Raw genomic sequence first — 20,268 nt, forward strand, 5'->3', positions numbered from 1 at the left:
AGTAGAAGCGTCTTTTTTCCATTTCAGAATGGGGGTTGGATTATGCAGGACGGCAAACAACATCTTTATGTATCGGTAACTCATAACTTGATTGAACGAACAAAGAACGAATCTACACCCTTTGAGGTGTTGGTGGATGACGAACAGTTGGGCCGATTAAAAGACCTGATGAAGGTGCTGGAGGATGACGATGCCTATACATTGCAACGGGCTCCCGTACCCTACAAATCGGCAGACCACGATGAGGCAACAGAGCAATTTTCGGATGGTATGACTCTGCTGTACACCTTTCTGTATGACCATGGCACGCCGGATACCCGGCAGGCGATTGAGAGCATGAACGTGCTTCCAAGGCTGCAGGATACGGATTATGATGACCCTGGATACGAGAATTCACCACTGAATAAATGACCTGATGCCAAAAAGCTTGCGTAACCGCAGATCACGCGGAAGACGCATGCTTTTTTTAATATGATGAAGGACAACAGCCAACTGCCATGTAAAATGAACTCAATCCAGACGAATCTCCTGCCCTTTCTCAGCGGATTCGTAGATTCCGCAGAGCATACGTGTGGAAGCCACCCCATCCGCAATTGGACTGATCGGTTCTGTACCGTTCAGGCAACAATCCACAAAGTGGTCGATCTGGTTCTGGAATGCGCTATGAATATGGAGACCCGTATTGTCCGTCTGAGGTTCAATATTCAGGATGGTATTATTTTTCTCCGTGACGATCAGTGTCTCCGGCTCCAATTCGAACCCACCACGCTCACCGTATAATTTCACAGATGATTCATCTCCGCGTGCATGCAAGGTAAAGCTCACATCCACCGCCAGCGAAGCCCCGTTTTCAAACCGAATGAGTGCATTCGCCATATCTTCCACGTCATTCACAGCTGCGCTGTAGTCGGCTGCTTTGTAAAAAGAAAGATGTTCGATATGGGCACGATTGCCCAGCTTCCGATACGTATTACCACTGACGGAAACAGGCTTGGGCTTGCCCATCAAATACCAACACTGGTCAATGATATGTACGCCCAGATCAATCAGGGGACCTCCGCCGGAACGGCTTTTGTCAGCGAACCAACCGCCTGGATTACCGTGACGACGCAGAATGGAAGCTTTGGCATAATACAGTTCACCAAATTCCCCGGCATCAATGAATCTGCGCATCATCTGCATATTGTTGTCATACCGACGCACAAATCCAACGATAAAGGTACGTCCGCTCTTCTTCACCGCTTCTTCAATCCGCAGCGCATCTTCCACATTGGTTGCCACCGGTTTCTCCAGCAACACATGCTTGCCTGCCTCCAGTGCAGCAATGGCGAATTCCGCGTGTGTATTGTTCCAGGTACAGATGCTGACAGCATCCACATGCGGGTCCTCCAGCATCTCCCGATAATCGGTGTACACGGATTGGGCATCATACTTCTGTGCCGCAGCCTTAGCCCGCTCTTCGTTCAGATCACAGATGGCATAGATGACAGCATCCTCATTTTTGGCGTAACACCTCATATGAAGATCCGAGATGGATCCTGTACCGATCATACCAATGTGCAGCATTTGTTTCGTGCTCATCATCGTCCTCCCTTCCTTTTACACAACTTCCACAACATCACTATCGTCTAGTCTGCCCGCAGCATGCCTTCGTAAATACCCGGCGTTGAATTTTCAATCTTCACAGCACCCAGCGTTCGGGCATAGAAATCCACAGGTCCCGCTGACCCGATAATCGCATACCCGTAACCGTCCGCCTTCATCGCATGCATACAGGCCAGTAACAGGGCTGTGCCTACACCTTTGCCGCGTGCATCCTGGCTCACACCTGTCGGTCCAAAGAAGTTCCTGCATGTCGCTTCGTAACAGGCAAATCCGATCATTTTTCCATGCTCAACGGCAATATAACAGGACACGGGCTGACGTGCAAAAGCGACCTCACATTCATCCACCCAAGCCTGGCTAAAATGTGACCTCACCCAATCCAGTACAAGCTGTTTTTCTGGTGCAATGGCTCTTCGAATCACAATGGAGGATTCCTCCAGCGTTCTCAGTCCACTCTCTTGCTCCGGTAAACGATAGAGCGCTACTAACATATCACTCATCTAATCGGTTCCTCCTCGTACTTGAATGTGAAATAGGACAACGGTTTGGCCACCTACCTGAAATTAACCTGATCCTGCTGCGGATAACCTGCAATACAAGCGATATTTCAAATCTTAACTACCATACCGCTTAGATTCATTGCATGCCAACTGCAACACTGAGACGATATGTCCCGTCTATTAACTTGAAGCGTGGCCCTAAGGAAGATTTTACCGCGACATTACAAAGATTAGAAGGGATGAATATTGATGAATAACAACATGAAAAAAGTAAGTGCGCTGATGGCCCTATCCATGGCATTGGGTGGTGGAGCCGCTTATGCAGCAACACTGGACAACACACAACCAGTCCATCAAACATCCGTTTCAGCAGATAGTAACGCAGCTGGTGCAGTAAACGTATCCGTGAATGGTGCATCCATCTCCGATGGTTATTGGAACAAGGATGGCAAAGTAGCCATGATTCCACTGCGTGATCTTACCGAAGCACTGGGTATTGAACTGAAATGGCATAAAGAAAATAAAACCGCAGAACTGACGCGAGGTGTTCTCTGGACACAGGTAATCACAGGCAAAGATCAATATTCCGTAAATAAAATGCTGCTCACACTGGGTACAGCACCCGAAATCACAGGCGGCACGTTGTATGTACCGGCTTCTTTTGCCGAAAAGGTACTGCATGGACAAGTGAACACCACAGGAAATCAGGTGACGATCTCTAGTGAAGAGGACGTGAAGACGATTACTGAGCGTGGTGTGATTACCAGAATCTCGAACCAGGATAAATATAAGTCCATCCAGATTGGTGGTGCAGGGTTGGATGGCATCGTGCTCAATCTGAGCGATGAGACGAAATTCATCTCCGTTGAGGGAAAAGAGATTGCACTGACTGATCTGGCCATCGGCATGAACGTGGAAGCTGAGCATTCCCTGATCACTACCCGCAGTCTGCCACCACAAACGCCGACCTATAAAGTCACTGTACTGGATGCGGCTACAGCATCTGAGGCACAACCAAAAGAGGTACTGGGTACAGCCGGTACGATAGAAAATGTAACAGCAGCTGAAGGCGGCATCTCACAGATTGAGATCACAGGTACACGTTTAACTGAGACGGCTCCTGACCATGTCGTGCTGAATATCGCTAAAGATACGCTGCTCGTGAATCACGAAGGCGAAACGGTAAAGGCCGAAGAACTGACTAAAGGAACTAAAGTGATCGGTTTCTACAGCCCTATGCTAACACGCAGCCTGCCTCCAATCGGAACGGCATGGAAAGTGGTTGTTGAAACACCAGCAGCACAACTGGAAGCGAAATAAATCGACTAGAAATGCGACTGGTTGAGCTGAGGCATATGTTCTATGTTGCTAACCGCATGCATATCTTGGCTTGGTGTCAGGAGAGCGTCGCATCATAATGTCCTGCCGCGGCGAAGTCAATAAAAAATAACCTTATCTGCTTGTCTTCCGACAGGCATGGGTAAGGTTATTTTTTTGTTTTAGGGGTTTAGGTATTGTGGATATTTGGGTTTTTGGAGCGTGTTTTCAAAACTTGCTTCCAAGCGAAGCGCACCTGAACTTGTCCGGGGCAGGCACGTACAACGTGTCCTGCATACGACGTGCGCTACATACTAACATGCGTTGCATACGACGTGCACTGCATACGTCATACGTTGGATATAGAATGTAAGAGCAGGCGGGGGTAGCGCTAACGAATCTGAGCGTCTTATTCTAGGATTTCAATCGCCCGCAGAGATCTAAGGAATCCCAGACACGCTATGTGTGAATAAACAGCTGTTTACAGCGTTTTTGTCAGGCTAATTCGGAAAACAACGTGCCTGATGTTCCTTACATTTTAAGAAGAAGACCTGAGGGCCAAATAAGACGTCCTGAGTTCCTTAGAAAATCTTCACGATAAGCGAGATCGACAGATCAATCGGCTTGGACTTCTTCTTCAACAATCGCTTCCGCTTCAATCTCAACCATCAACAAGGGATCAATGAGTGCGCTAACTTCAACCATGGTGGCTACAGGCTGAATCTGTCCAAAATATTCACCGTGGGCCTTGCCAACTTCCTCCCACCTGGAGATATCGGTCACAAACATTCGGGTTCTAACGACATGCGACATGTCAGCCCCCAATTCTTTCAGTGCATTCTCGATCGTCTGCAAAATGAATCTTGTCTGTGCATACGGATCACCTGCCCCAACAACTACACCATCTTGCATCGCGGTTGTACCCGCCACTTCAATTCGGTTCCCTACCCGGATAGCACGGCAATATCCCACCAACGGTTCCCATGGGGAGCCGGTAAAAACCTGCTGTCTGCTCATTCTCTCGTCCCTCGCTTTGGTTGTATTTGTCTCTTCAGATTAAACATGAATTATATCAGTCCCCCAGCATCTCAGACAATAGAATAAAGTTTAATTCTATTTTAGTGCAGCTTCAGCACGCGGTGCCCTGATTCATGACAAGGTGGCAGTCAACATCATTTTTTACACGAAAAAAAATCCCCTAAATGACTGCTCATTGTTTAGATCAAGAGCGGTTCATTCGGAGATTTTAGGAAAATTAGAGTTTTATATTTAAGAATGAAGCATCCGGATTACAACTTGATATTAGCCTCATCGAAGTATTCTTCCAGAGTTAACCCACTCTTCGCCACATCCGGTGCCAAATCTGTACCGATGTACCGGATATGCCAAGGCTCATAGACGTAACCTGTGGTATCTTCTTCACCTTTCAGATAACGGATGACGTATCCATATTCTGCAGCGTGTTCAGCCAACCACTGGCCTTCCTTCGATGTGCCGAATACCTCTTCCAGCACATTGCCCACACTCGGACTGGATACATCAATAGCAAGACCGGTCTGATGTTCACTTCTGCCTGGAACAGAGCTTACACGGTCCGTGTATTCCTGACCTTTGGTTTTGACATTGTTGTTATAGATGGACACCTGACGCTGATATGAACGATAACCAGACACCGCACGAAGCTCAATGCCGTCCGCTTTTGCACCTGCAAACAACTTCTCCAGTGCCTCCGCCGCTTCCTTGCGCATATGCCGCTTCTCGTGAGGTTCATCAAAGGAGAACGGTACATTGGGTTCAACCAGATCGTCCGGCTCATACCCTTCAGGCAGACTGCGTTGCTTGTTCACAATGACCGTCATAGATGTGGCATTGGTCACCACAGCTTCTGCGTCGATCGTTGTTTGCAGTGCGCTGATGCTGCGTTTCTCCATCAATGGATCTTCCGCTGTCGCCCCGTTACCATCGTCTGAAGAACCCTGCTCTTCGCCAGCCGATGCATTCCCAGACTCACTATCCGTGCCTTCACCGCTGTTGCCAGAAGATGATGTATCATCCCCGCCAGCATTGTCACCGTCCGATCCCTTGTCCTCGGTAAAATGTACCGTTGTGCCGTCCGACTCCTGTTGTGCGTTACCTGTTCCATTCGGATTCTGGCTCTCCTCTGTGCCTGAACCGTTCTGGCACGCGGCAAGCAATGCTCCGCATATCATCAATGAGGACAGCATAACCACCATGCGGCGCTGTCTTCCTGTACGTGATTTCATGTAAAAACTCCTATCGCAATAATATAAATGTTGTCTAGTTGTCTGCGTGCAATGTTCCCTGCGAAAGTATACCTTAATTGGCTGCGAAGCTCCACCGGTAAAGACCTCCTTTAGAAGAGATCTTCATGAACATATACGGGTTGTACAGCCTGTATGATCGTTTTTTGGACTTTTAGAGCAGCATTCCCGCGGAAATAAAATGAATTGAATCATGCAACATGCTGCAATACAAACAAGCAGAGGTGATCTGAGATCTCCCCCGCTCTGATGGGTGTATCATTTGGTTGCCGGGCTGTCCGTCTTCTTCTGGACAGCCTGCCACATCCGCGCGGCTACACGCTCGCGGATCAAATCCAGCCCTGCGGTGGCCGGCACGCCCGGCAGCAGCGCCGTCAGCTCCGGCAAGGCCGGCGGCTTGCCCGGCTGCGTGAGGCGCACCTCAACGGCGCCAAAGCCTGGCCCTGGCTGGTGCATGGCGCCGTCCGCGGCGGCCTCGGCGATCCACTCGCCGACGGCCGCGCCGCCTTCGCCGCCCCGCACTTGCGGGCGGCCAGCCGTTTCCGCTGCGCGGCCGGGGCCGCCGGGATCATGGGCGAGTTCCTCCGCCCATGCCCCCAGCACGCCGGCGAGCAGCGCTTCGCGCGGCAGGCCGGCGTGCGCCAGCTGCAGCAGCGGCTCGGCCGCGAGGCGCGCGGCTACGGCGTGCTCAGCGGCCGCGGCATGCGCGCAGCTCGGGCGGCCGCAGGTGCATGCCACAGCCGCACTGGCCGTTGCTGCGCCTGGCGAGCCCTCGGGCGCTTGCACAGCCGGCAGCAGCCCGGCAAGCTCCTCGGGCGCCGGGCCACCGCGCAGCAGGGCGTACAGCGTCAGCGGGCGCTTGCGCAGCTGAGCCAGCACAGCCTCGCGCTCGGCTTCGCTCAGTCGCGCCGGCGTTCCCGTGACCGTGAACACGCCTGCAACGGCTGTTCCGGTCTTACCTGCCTCAGCGGATGCGTACGCCTCCTGCCCCGCCGCATCCGCTACTGTATTTACTTCTGCTGTCCATCCACCGGGGGACATATGCAGCTCGATCTTCCATTTTTCGCTCACAACAATCCCCCTTTCTCAACATCTATATTCCCCTGAATGTTCAAGGTCACAGCCACGTCTCACCCTGAAGAGAAATCAGGCCACGCAACTCATCATCCGACATCTCAGTCAGCCAATTCTCACCTGAACCAACAACCTGCTCGGAGAGTGCCTTCTTGCTCTCAATCAGCTCATCAATCCGTTCCTCCAGTGTTCCCTGACAGATCAACTTATGCACCTGCACGTTGCGATTCTGCCCAATTCGGAATACACGGTCCGTCGCCTGATTTTCAACCGCAGGATTCCACCACCGGTCATAGTGAACGACATGACTCGCCCGTGTCAGATTCAGACCTACACCTCCGGCACGAAGAGACAGAACAAACATGGACGGACCCTCTCCTTTTTGGAAAGTCTCCACCATCTCATCCCTTTGCGCCTTCGACACACCACCATGCAGGAAATAAGGTTCTTCCTCATATCGCTGTTTCAATCTCGATACCAACAGATCTCCCATAGCAACATACTGAGTGAAAATCAGGGCCGATTCCCCGTTATCACGGATGGCGTCCAGCAGTTCAAGCAATCGTTCCATCTTACCGGATGCCTCTGCCTTGCCATGGTCTTTCCGATTGCTGTCCGCCAGCACCGGATGATCACAGATCTGCTTGAGCTTGGTCAGAGAGGACAGAACAATCCCCTTCCGGGCAATGCCATTTCTGCCGTCCAGCCCCCCCATCAGATCATCCACCACACGCTGGTACAACACCGTCTGCTCAGGCGTCAGAGAACAGTAAGATTTCAGTTCAAGCTTCTCTGGCAGATCCTTGCGAATATCCGGATCACTTTTCAGCCTGCGCAGCATGAATGGAGATACCAGTCGATGAAGCTCACGCAAGGAGGCTGCATTTTCTTCGGATGGCCCCAGTCCCGTATACCGCTGGCGGAACGATGAAGCTGTGCCCAGATACCCCGGATTGAGAAACTGGAAAATCGACCAAAGTTCGCTCAATCGGTTCTCTACTGGCGTTCCCGTCATCGCAATACGATGAAGTGTAGACAGGCGCATCACGCTTTGCGCTTGCTTGGTACGGTAGTTCTTAATATATTGTGCCTCATCCAGCACAATGGTGGACCAGTGCAATGAAGCCAGATCCGGGCCATCTCTGCCTGCCAGATGATAGGTCGTCAGTACAATGTCATGCGTCTGTGCTTCTGCCTGAAAATCCTTCCCGTGCAACCGTTGTCCGCCATGATGAATGTACAGCGACAGATCCGGGGCAAACCGCTTCAGTTCACGCTGCCAGTTTCCAAGCAGCGAGGTAGGACACACAATAAGTGCAGGCAGATGAACAGGTTGCTCATTCGTGTGCTGATCCGCCGGGAAAGAATCATCTGATCCATCCAGCATTTCATTCTCACGTGCTTCCTCTGCAGCCGCCTGGCGTTCTTCGTGTTTGCGATCCAGCAGACAGGTAATGACCTGAATAGTCTTCCCAAGTCCCATATCATCCGCAAGACATACGCCAAAGCCCAGATCACGCATCGCGGATAACCATTGGAAACCTCGTTCCTGATAAGGTCTTAGTTCACCATGCAATTCTGCCGGAACCTGACGAGGCTCAATGCTGCGAAGCACCTGTCCATCAAGCAGGAAAGCAAGCATCCCATCGGATTCGGCACCGAAAACGGAAAGGCCCTTCCATGCGGAATCCTCCCCTTCATCCGCAGCCAGATGCAGCCATTCGGAGAGAGGCATATATTGTTCTTCTTCTTTTTTCATATACCGCAGGACTTGGCGAATCTCTTTTGTATCCACTTCAATCCATTCACCGCGGAACATGACATAGGGAACTGTGGATTCAGCCAATGCTGCCAGTTCCTCTGCCGTGACCGGTTTACCGTCCAGCATGGGCTCTGCTTTGAAAGCAACCAATTGTTCCATGCCAAGTGCTGATGGGGCTCCAGGCAACCGATCTGTTCCCCGATTCAACATCTGCAGACGGAGTCCCGCACGACGTTTCCCGGCACGACTCCACTTTGAAGGCATGAGAACGGTTATGCCAGCCTTCTGCAAACGCGGAACCGCATGCGTTAGAAATTCAAAGAAACCCTGCTGCTCCAGCTTGATTCCCTCCGGGCGAGCGGTAAGCAGCGCCGTCTCCAGTTCAGGTGCCAATTCTGCTGCTTGCCCGAGCGCCATCAGTAACTGCTCTGCCGCCGAGGTATATAACACTTTCCCTCGGTCCAGATCTCGCTCCGGATGTGCCCAGATGGTCCGCGCAGGCAGCCTCAGGCTTGGTTCCTGCTCACTATCTACCCAGAAGCTGATTCCCCAGATCGTTTCATGTTCGCCCAGTGGAGGCTCCAGGCGGAGCGCCAGCTTCAATTGGCCTTCAGCAGGCGCCATCTCTTCTGCGCCCACGATCGGCATCGATGTTCCACCAACTTCTTGCAGCGTATGAATAAACGCTGTCATATCGTCCGTTGGCCCTTGCACCGTCACTGGACGGAACATCGAGATCAGACTGTTCCACCAAAGTTCGGCTACTGGCGAAGAGCCGCGTCGATATGGCGTGCGGTAACGGGACAGTTCACTGTCCATGCCCTCCAGTTCACTTGTCACTACAGCATGAATCATGCCACTCATGAATGAAAATAATACCGCAGCCCCTGCTTCTTCACGCGTTTCCGGTTCCAATGAAGCATAAGCTCCAGGAGCAGAAAGTCCAATTGGCGGCATCGCTTCAGCAAGATCGCGGAAGCGTTCAATATCCTCCTCAGACTGCAAGCGTGGCCGCCATACGCCTGTCAATGTCTCTTGCCCGGTCCGTCGCCGTGCACCGGTCTTTGCTGCGAATTCAGCTGATGGAGCAATTGCTCCCCGCAACAGCAGCTCCTGTGTGAACTGCGCCGCTTTGATCCAGTAACGCATCTCTTCTCCAACCTGAATTCCGGCTGCATTGAACAAACGGTCATCCCATTGCAGCAGCAATCTGAAGGCATCCTTAGGCGAGACCGCCAATCCTTCCAATGTGCGCCCCAACAGTTGACGCCGCTTCGTGTTCTTGGCTTCAGCCGTGTTCCTCAGCGGATTCGGCCAGCGCAGCTCCGCAAGACGCAGAGCGGCAGGCTGAAACAGACGACCCCCGTCGCCAAAATTCAACCGTCTTACCACGTGGCTCCATGCATCCACACGCGGTTCCGATGTTTCACCGGAAAAACAAAAAAATACGTCACCAAGCCATACTCCATACAGCGATTGCATCATTAAAGTCTCCCGTCATCCCTTCGCATTGTTACTCTCCATCATATACGAAAATGATCGGATTTAAAAACCTTTGCCCACAAAAAGTGGTTATTTCGTTGTTTAACAAGACAAAAAAATGTCCCTTCTCCCGAAAAGCGGATGAGGAACATTTGGGTCAACCGAAGGATAATACTGAGTATTGAAAGAATTACGAATCGTTACCTTACGATGATCTGATCAAGCTGCCCAGCAATACATCCAGGTTCAAAATGCCTGCACGATGATCTTCACAGAACCCGATCTTGTCAAAAACGCCAAGCATGAAACGGCGGTGTTCCTCAGCAGGTTCTTCGAAACGATCGTAACTTACGACAGAATCAACCATATCGACGATCAGAGGTACAAATCCTCCTTTGTAAGGCACCACAATAATACGTGTAGAAGAGGTATCCTCCTGGTCCGGCATGCCTAGCAATACACGAAGACTCACTACCGAAACTACCTTACCGTACAGCGAAGCAAACCCTCTGATCTCCGGACTTCCAAACGGGACCGTTGTCACCTGCACCATTCTGATGATCTCATGAACTTCATCAATTCGTAGTGCAAAGATCTGGTCTCCTACCGAAAAATTAATATATTGCATTCCCTCATCCATAGTTATCCCCATACCCTCTCATTCCGTATAATCAAATCATTGTAAAATATTAAAGCAAAACCATGTTTATGGTTCGCATTCACCAATTCACCACAGGTACTTTCGTCCCATTAGATGTTACTTTGGTGTATCGGTTATTTTTGATCAAATGTTTAGGCTCCAGATCAATTTGGCCAACTTCAACCAACGTTGTAATACGGTTGCTGTCTCTGCTCATTTGCCCTGTTGGGTTCAACAAGGTTCCTTTCCCTTGAACCGGTTGTGGAAGTCATTCATTTTAATTATGAGCGTAAGTAACCTGACATTCGATTTATTCAAAAAAGACCAAAGAGTCGGCATACAGCTGATCTTCGGTCTTTTTTATCCCCATATATTATGGATCTGTTTCTATGTTTTCAAATACTTGGAACAAAAATAAGATATTCCTGTGGATAACTTATTTTATTACTCCAAAATGACTGTTTTATCGAATAAAAACAGGAGTTATACCTGATTTGTGGATAAGTTGTGCACATATTGCACACATGCTGTGGATATGTTTAGCGTTTCATGTGGATATTCATTATTTTAATGTGGACATGTTGTGTATTTGTTTGTAAATCTGACGTAAAATCTGAATTCCCACTCCAGTTTATCCATCACTGTGGACACGTTGTGGACATGCCCAATTCCCTTCATTACAGATACGCAGTTATTCAGTTATTCCACCAATTCACCCCGACGCATGATCAGCTTGTCATCGATGTACACGTCCGGCTTTTGCACAACTGCATCAATATGCACACCCGCGGCAATCGTTCCACCGAATGTGTTATTACTGCCAAAGGCCACATGGATTGTGCCATACACCTTCTCATCTTCCAGTACTACACCTGTGATTCGCGCTTTGTTATTGGTACCAATGCCGAATTCGCCGAGAAAGCGACCATCGCCAGCGCCAAGCGTGTCCAGTAATTGAGCCCCGTCTGGTCCTTCAGCTGACACCAACCGTCCTTCCTTGACGGTTAATAACATCGGTTCACGAAGTGCCCCGATTCCAGCAACGGAACCATCTACAACAATACCGCCCTCGCCCTTGCCCTCAACGGGAGCAATATAAGCCTCTCCTGACGGCAAGTTACCCGATTCACCGGGGTTCAAATACATGCCTGTACTTGGTACACCGTTACGATTCTCTATAGAAAAGGAAAGACTATGGCCCTGCTTCTCTATTCGCACATGGCGACCTGCGGTTAATAGAGCCGTTACCTTCTCGGTCAACGCCTTCACTTGCGAATATTCAGCTGTAATGGCTCCATTCATGAACATATCCTCTGTCATGCCGGGCATTGTTGCCACTCGGGTCCCTGATGCAGCGGCTTGTTTGCGTGCCTGGGTATGAGTTAATGAATATTTCGTTACACACACGGCTACATCTGCCCGAATCATGGCCTCTGCAATTGGCGCCGGTGGCTCTTCTCCGGATCTGCTGCGTTCCTCCATAATTAACAGGACCGACTCTGCACCAAGTGCTTTTCCCGCCTCATAGATGGATTGGGCCAAGTCCCGTTTCATATCATCTGCGATAACCACCAGATTTTCTCCACTGCGTAGTCCCAGACACTCCGTTAGTACCTTTTTACTGATTTCTACACGTTGCTCGCTCATACATTCATCTCTCCTGTCTAGGTTTCAGCTCTCCACAACTCGACTTGACCCTTTCGACAATTGGTACGGGATTCCTGCATGTCCAGATCTGAACTCACTTCAAGGTAGCGGCCCATTCGGCGAGGATTGCAGCTGTTTCCTTATATTGAAACGTCGGAAAGTAATGTCCATAGGGTACATCTATACGTTTGATCTGTGAGTTCATATCCCGGGGATAGTGATATTCCCGATCTTTATTGGCCCATATAACTAATGCATTTTTGGCGCGATCATCAGCCAACGCTTTCATCCAGAGCAAGGCGTTGACATTTCCCTGCTTGCCGGAGTGGATCCACCGTAGCAAATCTGCATTCGCTCCCGAAATTCGAGGGGATTGGAGACTGGAGCGTATCCTTTTGGCCATCGTATGGTCCATGCCTCTTCTGTCTTCTCCACTGATATATGCACTGAACATTCGCTTCCAACTCTTCTCCGATCGGAGACGAAGCAAAGAACGCATCACACCTCTTGGCAAACGGGAAACCCATCTGAGCACATTCGGATTCGAATTGTTGGCAACAGGCTGAAGCAATCCCAGTCGAATGTCTGTCCGCCCGCTACGCACCTGTGCCGCAGCCACAATAGCTGCCCCTATCGAATGACCTACCAGCTTCACGGGACCCTCAAACTCACCAAGTGCCTTAAGTAGTGCATCCACCTGACCTTCAAACGCTCCATCTCCCTGATGTACAGGGGACCGTCCGAATCCCGCGAGATCCATTAACCAAACTGGGTTACCTGTCTCTTTCCAAAGCTGTTCTCCCAAAGGTAACATCTCATCTGCTGATTGAAGAAGACCATGCACAATAATCCAGGGCTCTCCTTCACCCTCCCAACCGATCATAGCCATATTCCCGCTCCGTGACCGGATATAATCTGCCGGAACATCCTCAGGTAACGGTGTATACCGAAGACGGTAGTCCAGATCTGCTGTAACCAACGGAAGCTGTTCCCTGATGTCTGGCCACGATTGCCCCATACGTGTAAACAGAGCCTCCGTCTCCTCGACCGGGAATGACCTGTTTGTAATAAAAGCAACCGACTCCGCTGGTACACCAGTGAGGCGTGTGCCCCCTGATTTCATTGCCCATTGAATCCAAGGTAGCGGTACAGATCCTTTGGGTTTGGGTACATCCAATTCATGTGCCAGAAGATGCAACAGTTCCTTCATATTGGGGCTGTCTTCCTTCCGCGCCAACAATGGATAGGTTCCTCCGGCTGGATCTGCTTCCCTGGATAGAAAAACAAGTGTTTGTGCAACAACATCATTCTCCACAAGGGGTAACCAATAGGATGAACCTCCCGGCACTACGGGCATAAGTCGCTTTTGAATCGCCTGAATGAGCAGCCCGATCCCCCCCGTTTGCTCCGTTTCCCCAGTCGGACGCGGTCCAACCACTGTACTCGGATTCACTACGGATAAAGGATAGTTATGTTGTTCTGCATGTTCACGAATATGCAGATCAGCATGAAATTTCATCTCTTCATATGCACTTTCCTGATCGCCCACATGGTCGACCTGAAGATAACCTCCCTGTTCGTTCCGCTGTCCATAGGGACTCATGAAACCAACCACGTGGATAAAGTGTCTCAGTCCGCGGGTATAGTGAATTTCTTGCGCAAGCTGGGCCACTTCTCTCGCCCCGTTCATGAATATCTGCTCGGCTACCGTTCGTTCCAAGGTGACGTCCATCGTCCCCCCCGCATGGATGATCACATTTGCTTCAGCAACACGCTCCCGGTCTACTGCGGTAATTCCAAGACCCGAAATGGATAAATCACCTGTAATAAAGGTAATTCTGGCGAAATCCTTCACTCCATAAGCCTTCAGCACCGTTCTGGCACGCTGTTCTGATCGAACCAGCAAGAGCAATTGAGCGTCTCCTTGCGCGAGTTGTTTGACCGTTTCTTTGCCGATAAAACCGGTGCTGCCTGTCATGAAAATGATTGTTGGCTCCATATCAGACGTGCTCATTACCTGATTAATTTTTGTTGAATTTGACGCTGTATTTTCTTCATTGGATAATTGGATCGTATGTACGTTCATTCCGTTATCGCTCCTTTTAGTACTATATAGTACTAGTTGTATTCAAAAAAAGAGCTTCGTTTACCGAAGCATCTGACAAAAAGTACGTGCCGACTGTTCAATAATGCCTACATCACGCGCAGTTCCCGCAAGAATCAGTGAACCTTCCAATGCTGCAATAAACAACAACGCAGCCGGTCCCGGTTCGATTTCTTTGCGAAATTCACCACGATCCAAACCTTGCTGAAACAGCTTCTCCACCATTGGTCTAAGCTCACGAAAGAATCTGGATATGCTCTCCTTCACTTGGGGTGCACTGTCAGGCGTCTGCATATATAACGTGACAAAAGGGCAGCTCCCTTCGTAATTTCGGCCCTCAATACCTGCCGACAGCATTGCCATAAATGAGTAGATGCGCTCCTCCACTCCTCGCTCACGCTGACTGAGCAGCAGATACAGCTCCGACTCATACTGGGCAATCCAGTATTGTACCACGGCCTGAAGCAGTTCCTCCTTGTTTTTAAAGTGGTAATAGATATTGGACTTGGATACCCCACTCACACGCACGACCTCATCCATGCTGACATAGCTGTACCCCTGACGCAGAAATAATTGTGCAGCCACTTCAACTGCCTTGGTCCGGTTCACCGGATTGGAACTCTTGGATTTCGCAGGTCCCGTGTTCATTTTTTGATTTGTCATATTTAGAACTATACAGTACTAGTTGGTTGAAAACAAGTATTTCTGTTAACAAAAGATCTTCTTCCGCTCAAACTAATCCATACTTGTCCACATTTAGAGTGTTATACACACAGGATATCCACATATGGTATTAACTCTGTGTTAAATACGTCATGAGATCGTTAACTGCTTTTGGGTTATCCACATCTCTTCCGGTTGAACCACCAAAAAAAAGGCCAACCAGAACGTATCTGGCTGACCCTCCATACACTTTATACCCAATCTTGAACAACTGTTTACCTCCTTCAAATCGAAGGTTTACTGTCCCCGGCAATAATCGACTCGGTGCCTTGAAGTGGCAATCTGTTCTCCAGTCGGATGGCGACACACAGGATTATCGTCACCGTAACACCGATTGCTCCTAACAGCACGCCTGTGTTCTCCTGCCCCATAAGGGACAGCGGTAGTGCCAGTACCAGCGGGACAACAGATCTTGTGAATTGAGTGGCGAACGTTGATCTTCCCGACCACTTCATGGTCTCTTCACGGCTGCGCAAGTTATCAAACATGACAGATCTTTGCATAATACGAGTCCGGTTAAACACAAACCCAAGCATGAATCCACAGATTAACGACACCGCAAACACCTGTACCGTGCCAATGATGATATCGATAACGCCGATCAGTATAAATAGATACATTGGAATTCGGTGTTCCCACTTACGAATCAACGTTGCAAGAAAGGCACCAAGCCCCATCGCTGCTCCGATAGCCCCGTAACGGGATGAATCCCAATTATAGATATCATGGAACAAAATCGGTACGATAAAATTGATTGCTCCCAATTGCACGGTTAATACAACTACCGCCAATATGGTCATGTTCAGTACTTTTTTTCGCACAGCGTCGGAGTACGTAATCTGCGGAGCCTCTGTTTTTTCTTTCTGTACGTTCTGCTCAGCCTGACCGGATCGGGACAGAATCGGAATGAGCCATGGAGCCATCATACCCACAGCCAGCGTCACCATCAGTACCGTTGAGATCATTGGCAACCCGCCTATACTGAGTAAAACTCCAGTTACCGCACTTCCTCCAAATGCACCAATCTGAATCGCAGTCTGCAAGTCATGTGAGGCCTTGTGTGATTTGATTTTCCCATCCAGCACCATCTGGGACATGTAGATTTCCAGGCTCTGATTGGTCAAAAACAGAATCACGGAGAATACGCCACCAATCAGATATAAGCCATACACATTGGTATTACCGGCAAATTGAATTAAAAACACAAGCAGAAACACAATACCCAGGATGCGTGCTAAGCTGAAAATCAGCAAGGGTCGTTCTTTAAGTGCAGTTTTGAGAAAAAAGCTATACTTTTGCAATAAAATAGGTACCAAACTCATGATCGTAATAATAATACTTAGATGAGTAATCGACCCGCCCTGCTCCAGTACAGACCAGATCAGAGTAATATTTAGAATTGTATCTCCACATAAGGTAATGGACAGGAAGAGAATGAACAAAATAGTCTGTATCATTGAAGCTGTCTCACCTCAGCAACTTGCAAATCCAGCTTTTGTTCCAGCAATCTTGCGGCTTGTTTTACCGATTCGATGTCCTCAGGACCCTCATATTGGGTACGCACAGACAGCAGACCTGTAATATCGAATCCTTTCGGAGCAGAATGGACCACTCTACCTTTGGCAGTCACCGGATAATAAGCCCGGTACCTCACATCATCTGCTGCCTCACCGCTGGCATTATTCAACACCTTGCCGTCACGGTATACAAATTTGATACAGGTAGCGCACTTTGGAGCTGTTCTTTTCGCAAAATGGGCAGCTAACGTCTCCTCCCCCTGAAGACCATAGGCATGGGCGGTCACCAGATCAGTGCCGTACACATCGCGAATATTGCGATAGACATGCCCACCACTGATACGACAGCTGAACTCCACCACTTTATACTCATCGTTGGCGTTCTGCCTGGCTTCAACGTTAAACAGACCATTTACAAGTTTCAGACCTGTGCATATTTGCTGAGCCATCTCGCAAAGTTCTTGTTCCACATTGGATTCTCCCTGAAAAGGTAGCGTATATTCATCCTCTTCAAAGTAAGGACCTGGCATTCTGAGCTTGTTATGTACTCCTCCCAGATAAAACCGTCCATTAACAACTACTCCATCCAGCGTAATCTCTTCCCCTGGCAGGAACTCTTCAATCAGCGCTATTGCAGGACATTCCTCGTCAAAATATAGCCCGGATTGCGAAATGGCAAGTTGCGATATGCTATCGAAGGCCTCCTTCAATTCGGCAAGCGAATGGACGAGTGCAACATGGCTGCTGGATGCGGCCAGTGTGGGTTTAATAATAACCGGATAGCCTACGCTTGCTGCCGCTGAAACAGCCTCATCCAACGTATTGACAGCATAAAATTCAGGACAGGCTGCGCCCTCCTGCTTTAGGAACTGACGCTGTCTCGACTTATCTCTGGCAATTTCAGCCGCTTGGACAGGAATATCCTGTCTTCCCAATCCTTCATTCAATCTCGCATTCAGTACAATATCCGTCTCCTGCCAGGTAACGAAAAACGGTACTCCTTTTTGTCTCGCCTGCGTAATCATTTCTTCCACATTCTCATACTTGGGAATGTGCTGAACAGACCGAAAGCGCGGATCTTGTTCATATCCAGAAACAGAGGTCCATAAATGGACCTCTTCGAAAATTCTTCCCAGAGCTTCAATATGATCCCCGTGCAGGGAAAAACCTTTTCTCATAAGCAGACCAACGGAGGAACGAGTCATGCCAGAACCTCTTCTTTCGGTTGCTCCACAAACTCCAAAGCAATAATATATAACGTTCCATTCTCCCCAGCCTTGGATGAATGCACCGTATTAGCAGGAAGCAGAATGCGGTCACCTGGCGTACAATACAGTTCTCCTTCTTCTGTGAAGAAAGTAATATCTCCATTTATAATCAAAAGTGTTTCGTCTGTAGGATGGGTATGGGATTTGTGCTCCCGGAATGGTGTATCTCTTTGAACTTCCACCGAACCGGTTACAGGCAGCAATTGCATTACAGCTTCTTCAAGTGTTACGTCAGACCCTTGGATATATTGAACTGAACTCATATTATTCCTCCTCATATGATGAAATGGGCATTGCGCTGTAGCGGAAACTTCGTTGGTATCTGGAATAAAATATTGCAGCCACTCTCGATTATTCGGATTCCCATAGATCCCTAGATGCGGGAATGGTTCAATTGCATCGTATTGCCGAAGCAAGCTTCGCACCAAATCCTTGGATTTATCTCCTTTTGGTGTTCCTAAGCCAATCGAATCAAAGACCCATCGGGGTTGAAAGGTAATCATGTATGTATTGGCACGTCTGCTCCTTCTGACCTCATGTGCTGGTGTGTTACAAACGACAAAAATGGGTTCCTCATGAAAGCAAAATTCCCACAAGGGATCATTCTCTTCATTCGGTATGAACTCAGGCCATTCTTTCAAGTCAATGGTGTGTAGCCGGGTCAGGATGGACCAAAACGTATGCTGATATTCATCGATGGATAGATCCTTATCAATATTAAAGAACGTGACCATGGAGGTGTAGTTTCCAAAGCTCCTTGCCTGCTCCACGTATTCTCTCAATGCCCTTCCCAGCTCTTCTATGGAATGGTCATTCACATCATTAAAAAAGGAGAAACGTAGCTCATTACGGTTAAGTCCCATGGAACCGAATATACAGGGAAACCGTGGATTCTCACCGGTCATGTCCTTCTCAAAATGCTCAAATTCTTGCTTTCTCCAATCATGACTATCCAGTCTCTTCACATCAGCTTTATCTAGCAACAACCCAAAGCCCTCCTAGAATGGTTTATTGGTGAACCAGGACAAACTTTTCATGTAGTTCTAGAAGTTGTTTTCTAACGAATTCGATATCTGGACCTTCCACAATGGCAAATCCGGATCGGGACATCGTATCTCGACCACCTGAAATGGACTGACCCGATGTAAAGTTAATTCGGATATCAATGAGTCCTTCCATCGATTTGAAATCTTCTGCTGATGAGATACTTTCGATCTTGCCTACAGCAGATGGGAAATTAACCGCACCGGTATACTTGCCTGTATTAACCAAGGTTGGAGCTTCATATATCCCAAGTTCCGTTTGAATGGCCGCATCAAACAAGTTCACCTGATGGGAATTCAACACCATAGGTGGAATGATGACAATGCCTCCAATTCGTGCTCCAATCTCTCCAAAACAGATCTCCCCATTCGGCAGAAGGAATACTTCTGCATGGAACACACTGTTACGTATTCCCAGTGTCCGTATGATCTCTTCATTGAACGACTGCATCCGTTCCACATATTCATAATGTGTGTTAGCGGGATAACAGATCGTGCCGGAAGGGCGATCATTTTGGACAATCTCAAGACAATTAAACAAATATTCAGAGACGGAGGAAAATACAAGCTCACCTTCTGAAACGATCGAGTCAATATGAAACTCCCTACCCGTAATAAATTCCTCAATGAGCACCGATTCCCGATTCCAGGAATGGCTGATATACTGCTCAAGCTCCTCTTGATTATTGAGCCTATACGTCATGATCGTCGCCCAGCCGCTAATCGGTTTGATAATGATGGGAAAACCAATGCCTGCGACAATCTTTCTGATCTGTACTGCATTGGACGCAATACGCGTCTGTGACGTGTGAATTCCCGCCTGCCGCAATGTTTCCTTCATGATCCATTTGTTCCGAACCGTCTCGGCCTGATTCTTTTGAATACCAGGTATGCCAAAACGCGATCGGAGATACCCACCTGTTTCCACCACATTTTCGGTCGGGGCAATGACGCGCTCCACATCATATTCATCCAAAATGCGCTCAAAAACCTCTTCCACCTGATCAATCCGAGTAATATCTTCCACTTCGAACACAGCACTGAACAACCCTTCCGGTAAGGAATAAAATTGTTCATATCCCTGTTCTACCAACAAAATGTTGGTTGTTTCCGATATGTTGGACAAAGCTTCGAGAAACCCCGTTTTGGTGTTCATTCGCTTGTCACACAGAAAGACGATATCCCTCATAAAGAATTTCACCTCCAATTCAAATTTCTTTACTTTCTGCTATATTTTTCTATAATATGGATATTGGTGGGGACTGTCAATCTAAAACTTACAAATAATTAAATTTTGGCTATTT

Annotated in this window: 18 protein-coding genes; 2 read left to right on the forward strand and 16 right to left on the reverse strand. The window is 48.7% G+C overall.

Annotation, left to right across the window (positions count from 1 at the left end; translation table 11 throughout):
* Window positions 1-42 precede the first annotated feature (42 nt).
* Window positions 43-411: a hypothetical protein gene (locus tag AB4111_RS24130; protein ID WP_253429688.1), complete on the forward strand. Its 369-nt coding sequence runs from the start codon at window positions 43-45 to the stop codon at window positions 409-411.
* 99 nt (window positions 412-510) lie between these two features.
* On the opposite strand, the gene AB4111_RS24135 is transcribed toward AB4111_RS24130, so the two are convergent.
* Window positions 511-1,581, reverse strand: a complete 1,071-nt coding sequence (locus tag AB4111_RS24135) for a Gfo/Idh/MocA family protein (RefSeq protein WP_076215533.1) — start codon at window positions 1,579-1,581, stop codon at window positions 511-513.
* 47 nt (window positions 1,582-1,628) lie between these two features.
* A complete protein-coding gene (locus AB4111_RS24140; RefSeq protein ID WP_062837317.1) occupies window positions 1,629-2,105 on the reverse strand; it encodes a GNAT family N-acetyltransferase in 477 nt (158 codons plus the stop codon).
* Between the two features lie 249 nt (window positions 2,106-2,354).
* Between AB4111_RS24140 and AB4111_RS24145 the strand changes: the two genes are divergently transcribed.
* Window positions 2,355-3,425 carry a copper amine oxidase N-terminal domain-containing protein gene (locus AB4111_RS24145; RefSeq protein WP_442033518.1) on the forward strand — a complete coding sequence of 357 codons (1,071 nt, stop codon included), beginning with the start codon at window positions 2,355-2,357 and terminating at the stop codon, window positions 3,423-3,425.
* Between the two features lie 612 nt (window positions 3,426-4,037).
* On the opposite strand, the gene AB4111_RS24150 is transcribed toward AB4111_RS24145, so the two are convergent.
* From AB4111_RS24150 to AB4111_RS24215, 14 genes are all read right to left on the reverse strand, one after another.
* Window positions 4,038-4,439, reverse strand: a complete 402-nt coding sequence (locus tag AB4111_RS24150) for a RidA family protein (protein WP_442033519.1) — start codon at window positions 4,437-4,439, stop codon at window positions 4,038-4,040.
* Window positions 4,440-4,711: 272 nt separating this feature from the next.
* Window positions 4,712-5,686, reverse strand: a complete 975-nt coding sequence (locus tag AB4111_RS24155) for a M15 family metallopeptidase (RefSeq protein ID WP_442033520.1) — start codon at window positions 5,684-5,686, stop codon at window positions 4,712-4,714.
* A 276-nt stretch (window positions 5,687-5,962) separates the two neighbouring features.
* Window positions 5,963-6,775 carry a hypothetical protein gene (locus AB4111_RS24160; protein WP_442033521.1) on the reverse strand — a complete coding sequence of 271 codons (813 nt, stop codon included), beginning with the start codon at window positions 6,773-6,775 and terminating at the stop codon, window positions 5,963-5,965.
* Between the two features lie 46 nt (window positions 6,776-6,821).
* Window positions 6,822-10,025, reverse strand: coding sequence for a DEAD/DEAH box helicase (locus tag AB4111_RS24165; RefSeq protein ID WP_442033522.1), 3,204 nt, complete (start codon window positions 10,023-10,025; stop codon window positions 6,822-6,824).
* Between the two features lie 202 nt (window positions 10,026-10,227).
* The gene (locus AB4111_RS24170) at window positions 10,228-10,650 is read right to left on the reverse strand and encodes a chemotaxis protein CheW (RefSeq protein ID WP_253429671.1); all 423 of its coding nucleotides are present in this window, start codon (window positions 10,648-10,650) and stop codon (window positions 10,228-10,230) included.
* A gap of 91 nt (window positions 10,651-10,741) precedes the next feature.
* Window positions 10,742-10,900 (reverse strand): hypothetical protein, encoded by a 159-nt coding sequence (locus tag AB4111_RS24175; RefSeq protein WP_442033523.1) that lies wholly within the window; start codon window positions 10,898-10,900, stop codon window positions 10,742-10,744.
* Window positions 10,901-11,361: 461 nt separating this feature from the next.
* Window positions 11,362-12,309, reverse strand: a complete 948-nt coding sequence (locus tag AB4111_RS24180) for an aminopeptidase (protein WP_442033524.1) — start codon at window positions 12,307-12,309, stop codon at window positions 11,362-11,364.
* A 94-nt stretch (window positions 12,310-12,403) separates the two neighbouring features.
* Complete coding sequence (locus tag AB4111_RS24185) at window positions 12,404-14,395, reverse strand: alpha/beta fold hydrolase (RefSeq protein WP_442033525.1); 1,992 nt, start codon at window positions 14,393-14,395, stop codon at window positions 12,404-12,406.
* A 60-nt stretch (window positions 14,396-14,455) separates the two neighbouring features.
* Window positions 14,456-15,022, reverse strand: a complete 567-nt coding sequence (locus AB4111_RS24190) for a TetR/AcrR family transcriptional regulator (RefSeq protein WP_062837307.1) — start codon at window positions 15,020-15,022, stop codon at window positions 14,456-14,458.
* Between the two features lie 184 nt (window positions 15,023-15,206).
* Window positions 15,207-15,347: a hypothetical protein gene (locus AB4111_RS24195; protein ID WP_442033526.1), complete on the reverse strand. Its 141-nt coding sequence runs from the start codon at window positions 15,345-15,347 to the stop codon at window positions 15,207-15,209.
* Window positions 15,348-15,360: 13 nt separating this feature from the next.
* Window positions 15,361-16,593 (reverse strand): MFS transporter, encoded by a 1,233-nt coding sequence (locus AB4111_RS24200; protein ID WP_442033527.1) that lies wholly within the window; start codon window positions 16,591-16,593, stop codon window positions 15,361-15,363.
* A complete protein-coding gene (locus AB4111_RS24205; RefSeq protein ID WP_442033528.1) occupies window positions 16,590-17,858 on the reverse strand; it encodes an ATP-grasp domain-containing protein in 1,269 nt (422 codons plus the stop codon). The genes AB4111_RS24200 and AB4111_RS24205 overlap by 4 nt, the downstream gene beginning before the upstream one ends.
* Window positions 17,855-18,907: a YqcI/YcgG family protein gene (locus AB4111_RS24210; protein ID WP_442033529.1), complete on the reverse strand. Its 1,053-nt coding sequence runs from the start codon at window positions 18,905-18,907 to the stop codon at window positions 17,855-17,857. Before AB4111_RS24210 ends, AB4111_RS24205 begins: the two co-directional genes overlap by 4 nt.
* 22 nt (window positions 18,908-18,929) lie before the next feature.
* Window positions 18,930-20,153 carry an ATP-grasp domain-containing protein gene (locus AB4111_RS24215; protein ID WP_442033530.1) on the reverse strand — a complete coding sequence of 408 codons (1,224 nt, stop codon included), beginning with the start codon at window positions 20,151-20,153 and terminating at the stop codon, window positions 18,930-18,932.
* Window positions 20,154-20,268 lie beyond the last annotated feature (115 nt).

Origin of the sequence: Paenibacillus sp. 2KB_22 (genome assembly GCF_052115745.1) — a bacterium.
GTDB lineage: Bacteria > Bacillota > Bacilli > Paenibacillales > Paenibacillaceae > Paenibacillus.

Excerpts from the sequence above, each read along its gene's own strand:
- AB4111_RS24130 (WP_253429688.1), top strand. The coding sequence starts at position 43 with ATGCAGGACGGCAAACAACATCTTTATGTATCGGTAACTCATAACTTG.
- AB4111_RS24135 (WP_076215533.1), bottom strand. The coding sequence starts at position 1,581 with ATGAGCACGAAACAAATGCTGCACATTGGTATGATCGGTACAGGATCC.
- AB4111_RS24140 (WP_062837317.1), bottom strand. The coding sequence starts at position 2,105 with ATGAGTGATATGTTAGTAGCGCTCTATCGTTTACCGGAGCAAGAGAGT.
- AB4111_RS24145 (WP_442033518.1), top strand. The coding sequence starts at position 2,355 with ATGAATAACAACATGAAAAAAGTAAGTGCGCTGATGGCCCTATCCATG.
- AB4111_RS24150 (WP_442033519.1), bottom strand. The coding sequence starts at position 4,439 with ATGAGCAGACAGCAGGTTTTTACCGGCTCCCCATGGGAACCGTTGGTG.
- AB4111_RS24155 (WP_442033520.1), bottom strand. The coding sequence starts at position 5,686 with ATGAAATCACGTACAGGAAGACAGCGCCGCATGGTGGTTATGCTGTCC.
- AB4111_RS24165 (WP_442033522.1), bottom strand. The coding sequence starts at position 10,025 with ATGATGCAATCGCTGTATGGAGTATGGCTTGGTGACGTATTTTTTTGT.
- AB4111_RS24170 (WP_253429671.1), bottom strand. The coding sequence starts at position 10,650 with ATGCAATATATTAATTTTTCGGTAGGAGACCAGATCTTTGCACTACGA.
- AB4111_RS24180 (WP_442033524.1), bottom strand. The coding sequence starts at position 12,309 with ATGAGCGAGCAACGTGTAGAAATCAGTAAAAAGGTACTAACGGAGTGT.
- AB4111_RS24185 (WP_442033525.1), bottom strand. The coding sequence starts at position 14,395 with ATGAACGTACATACGATCCAATTATCCAATGAAGAAAATACAGCGTCA.
- AB4111_RS24200 (WP_442033527.1), bottom strand. The coding sequence starts at position 16,593 with ATGATACAGACTATTTTGTTCATTCTCTTCCTGTCCATTACCTTATGT.
- AB4111_RS24205 (WP_442033528.1), bottom strand. The coding sequence starts at position 17,858 with ATGACTCGTTCCTCCGTTGGTCTGCTTATGAGAAAAGGTTTTTCCCTG.
- AB4111_RS24215 (WP_442033530.1), bottom strand. The coding sequence starts at position 20,153 with ATGAGGGATATCGTCTTTCTGTGTGACAAGCGAATGAACACCAAAACG.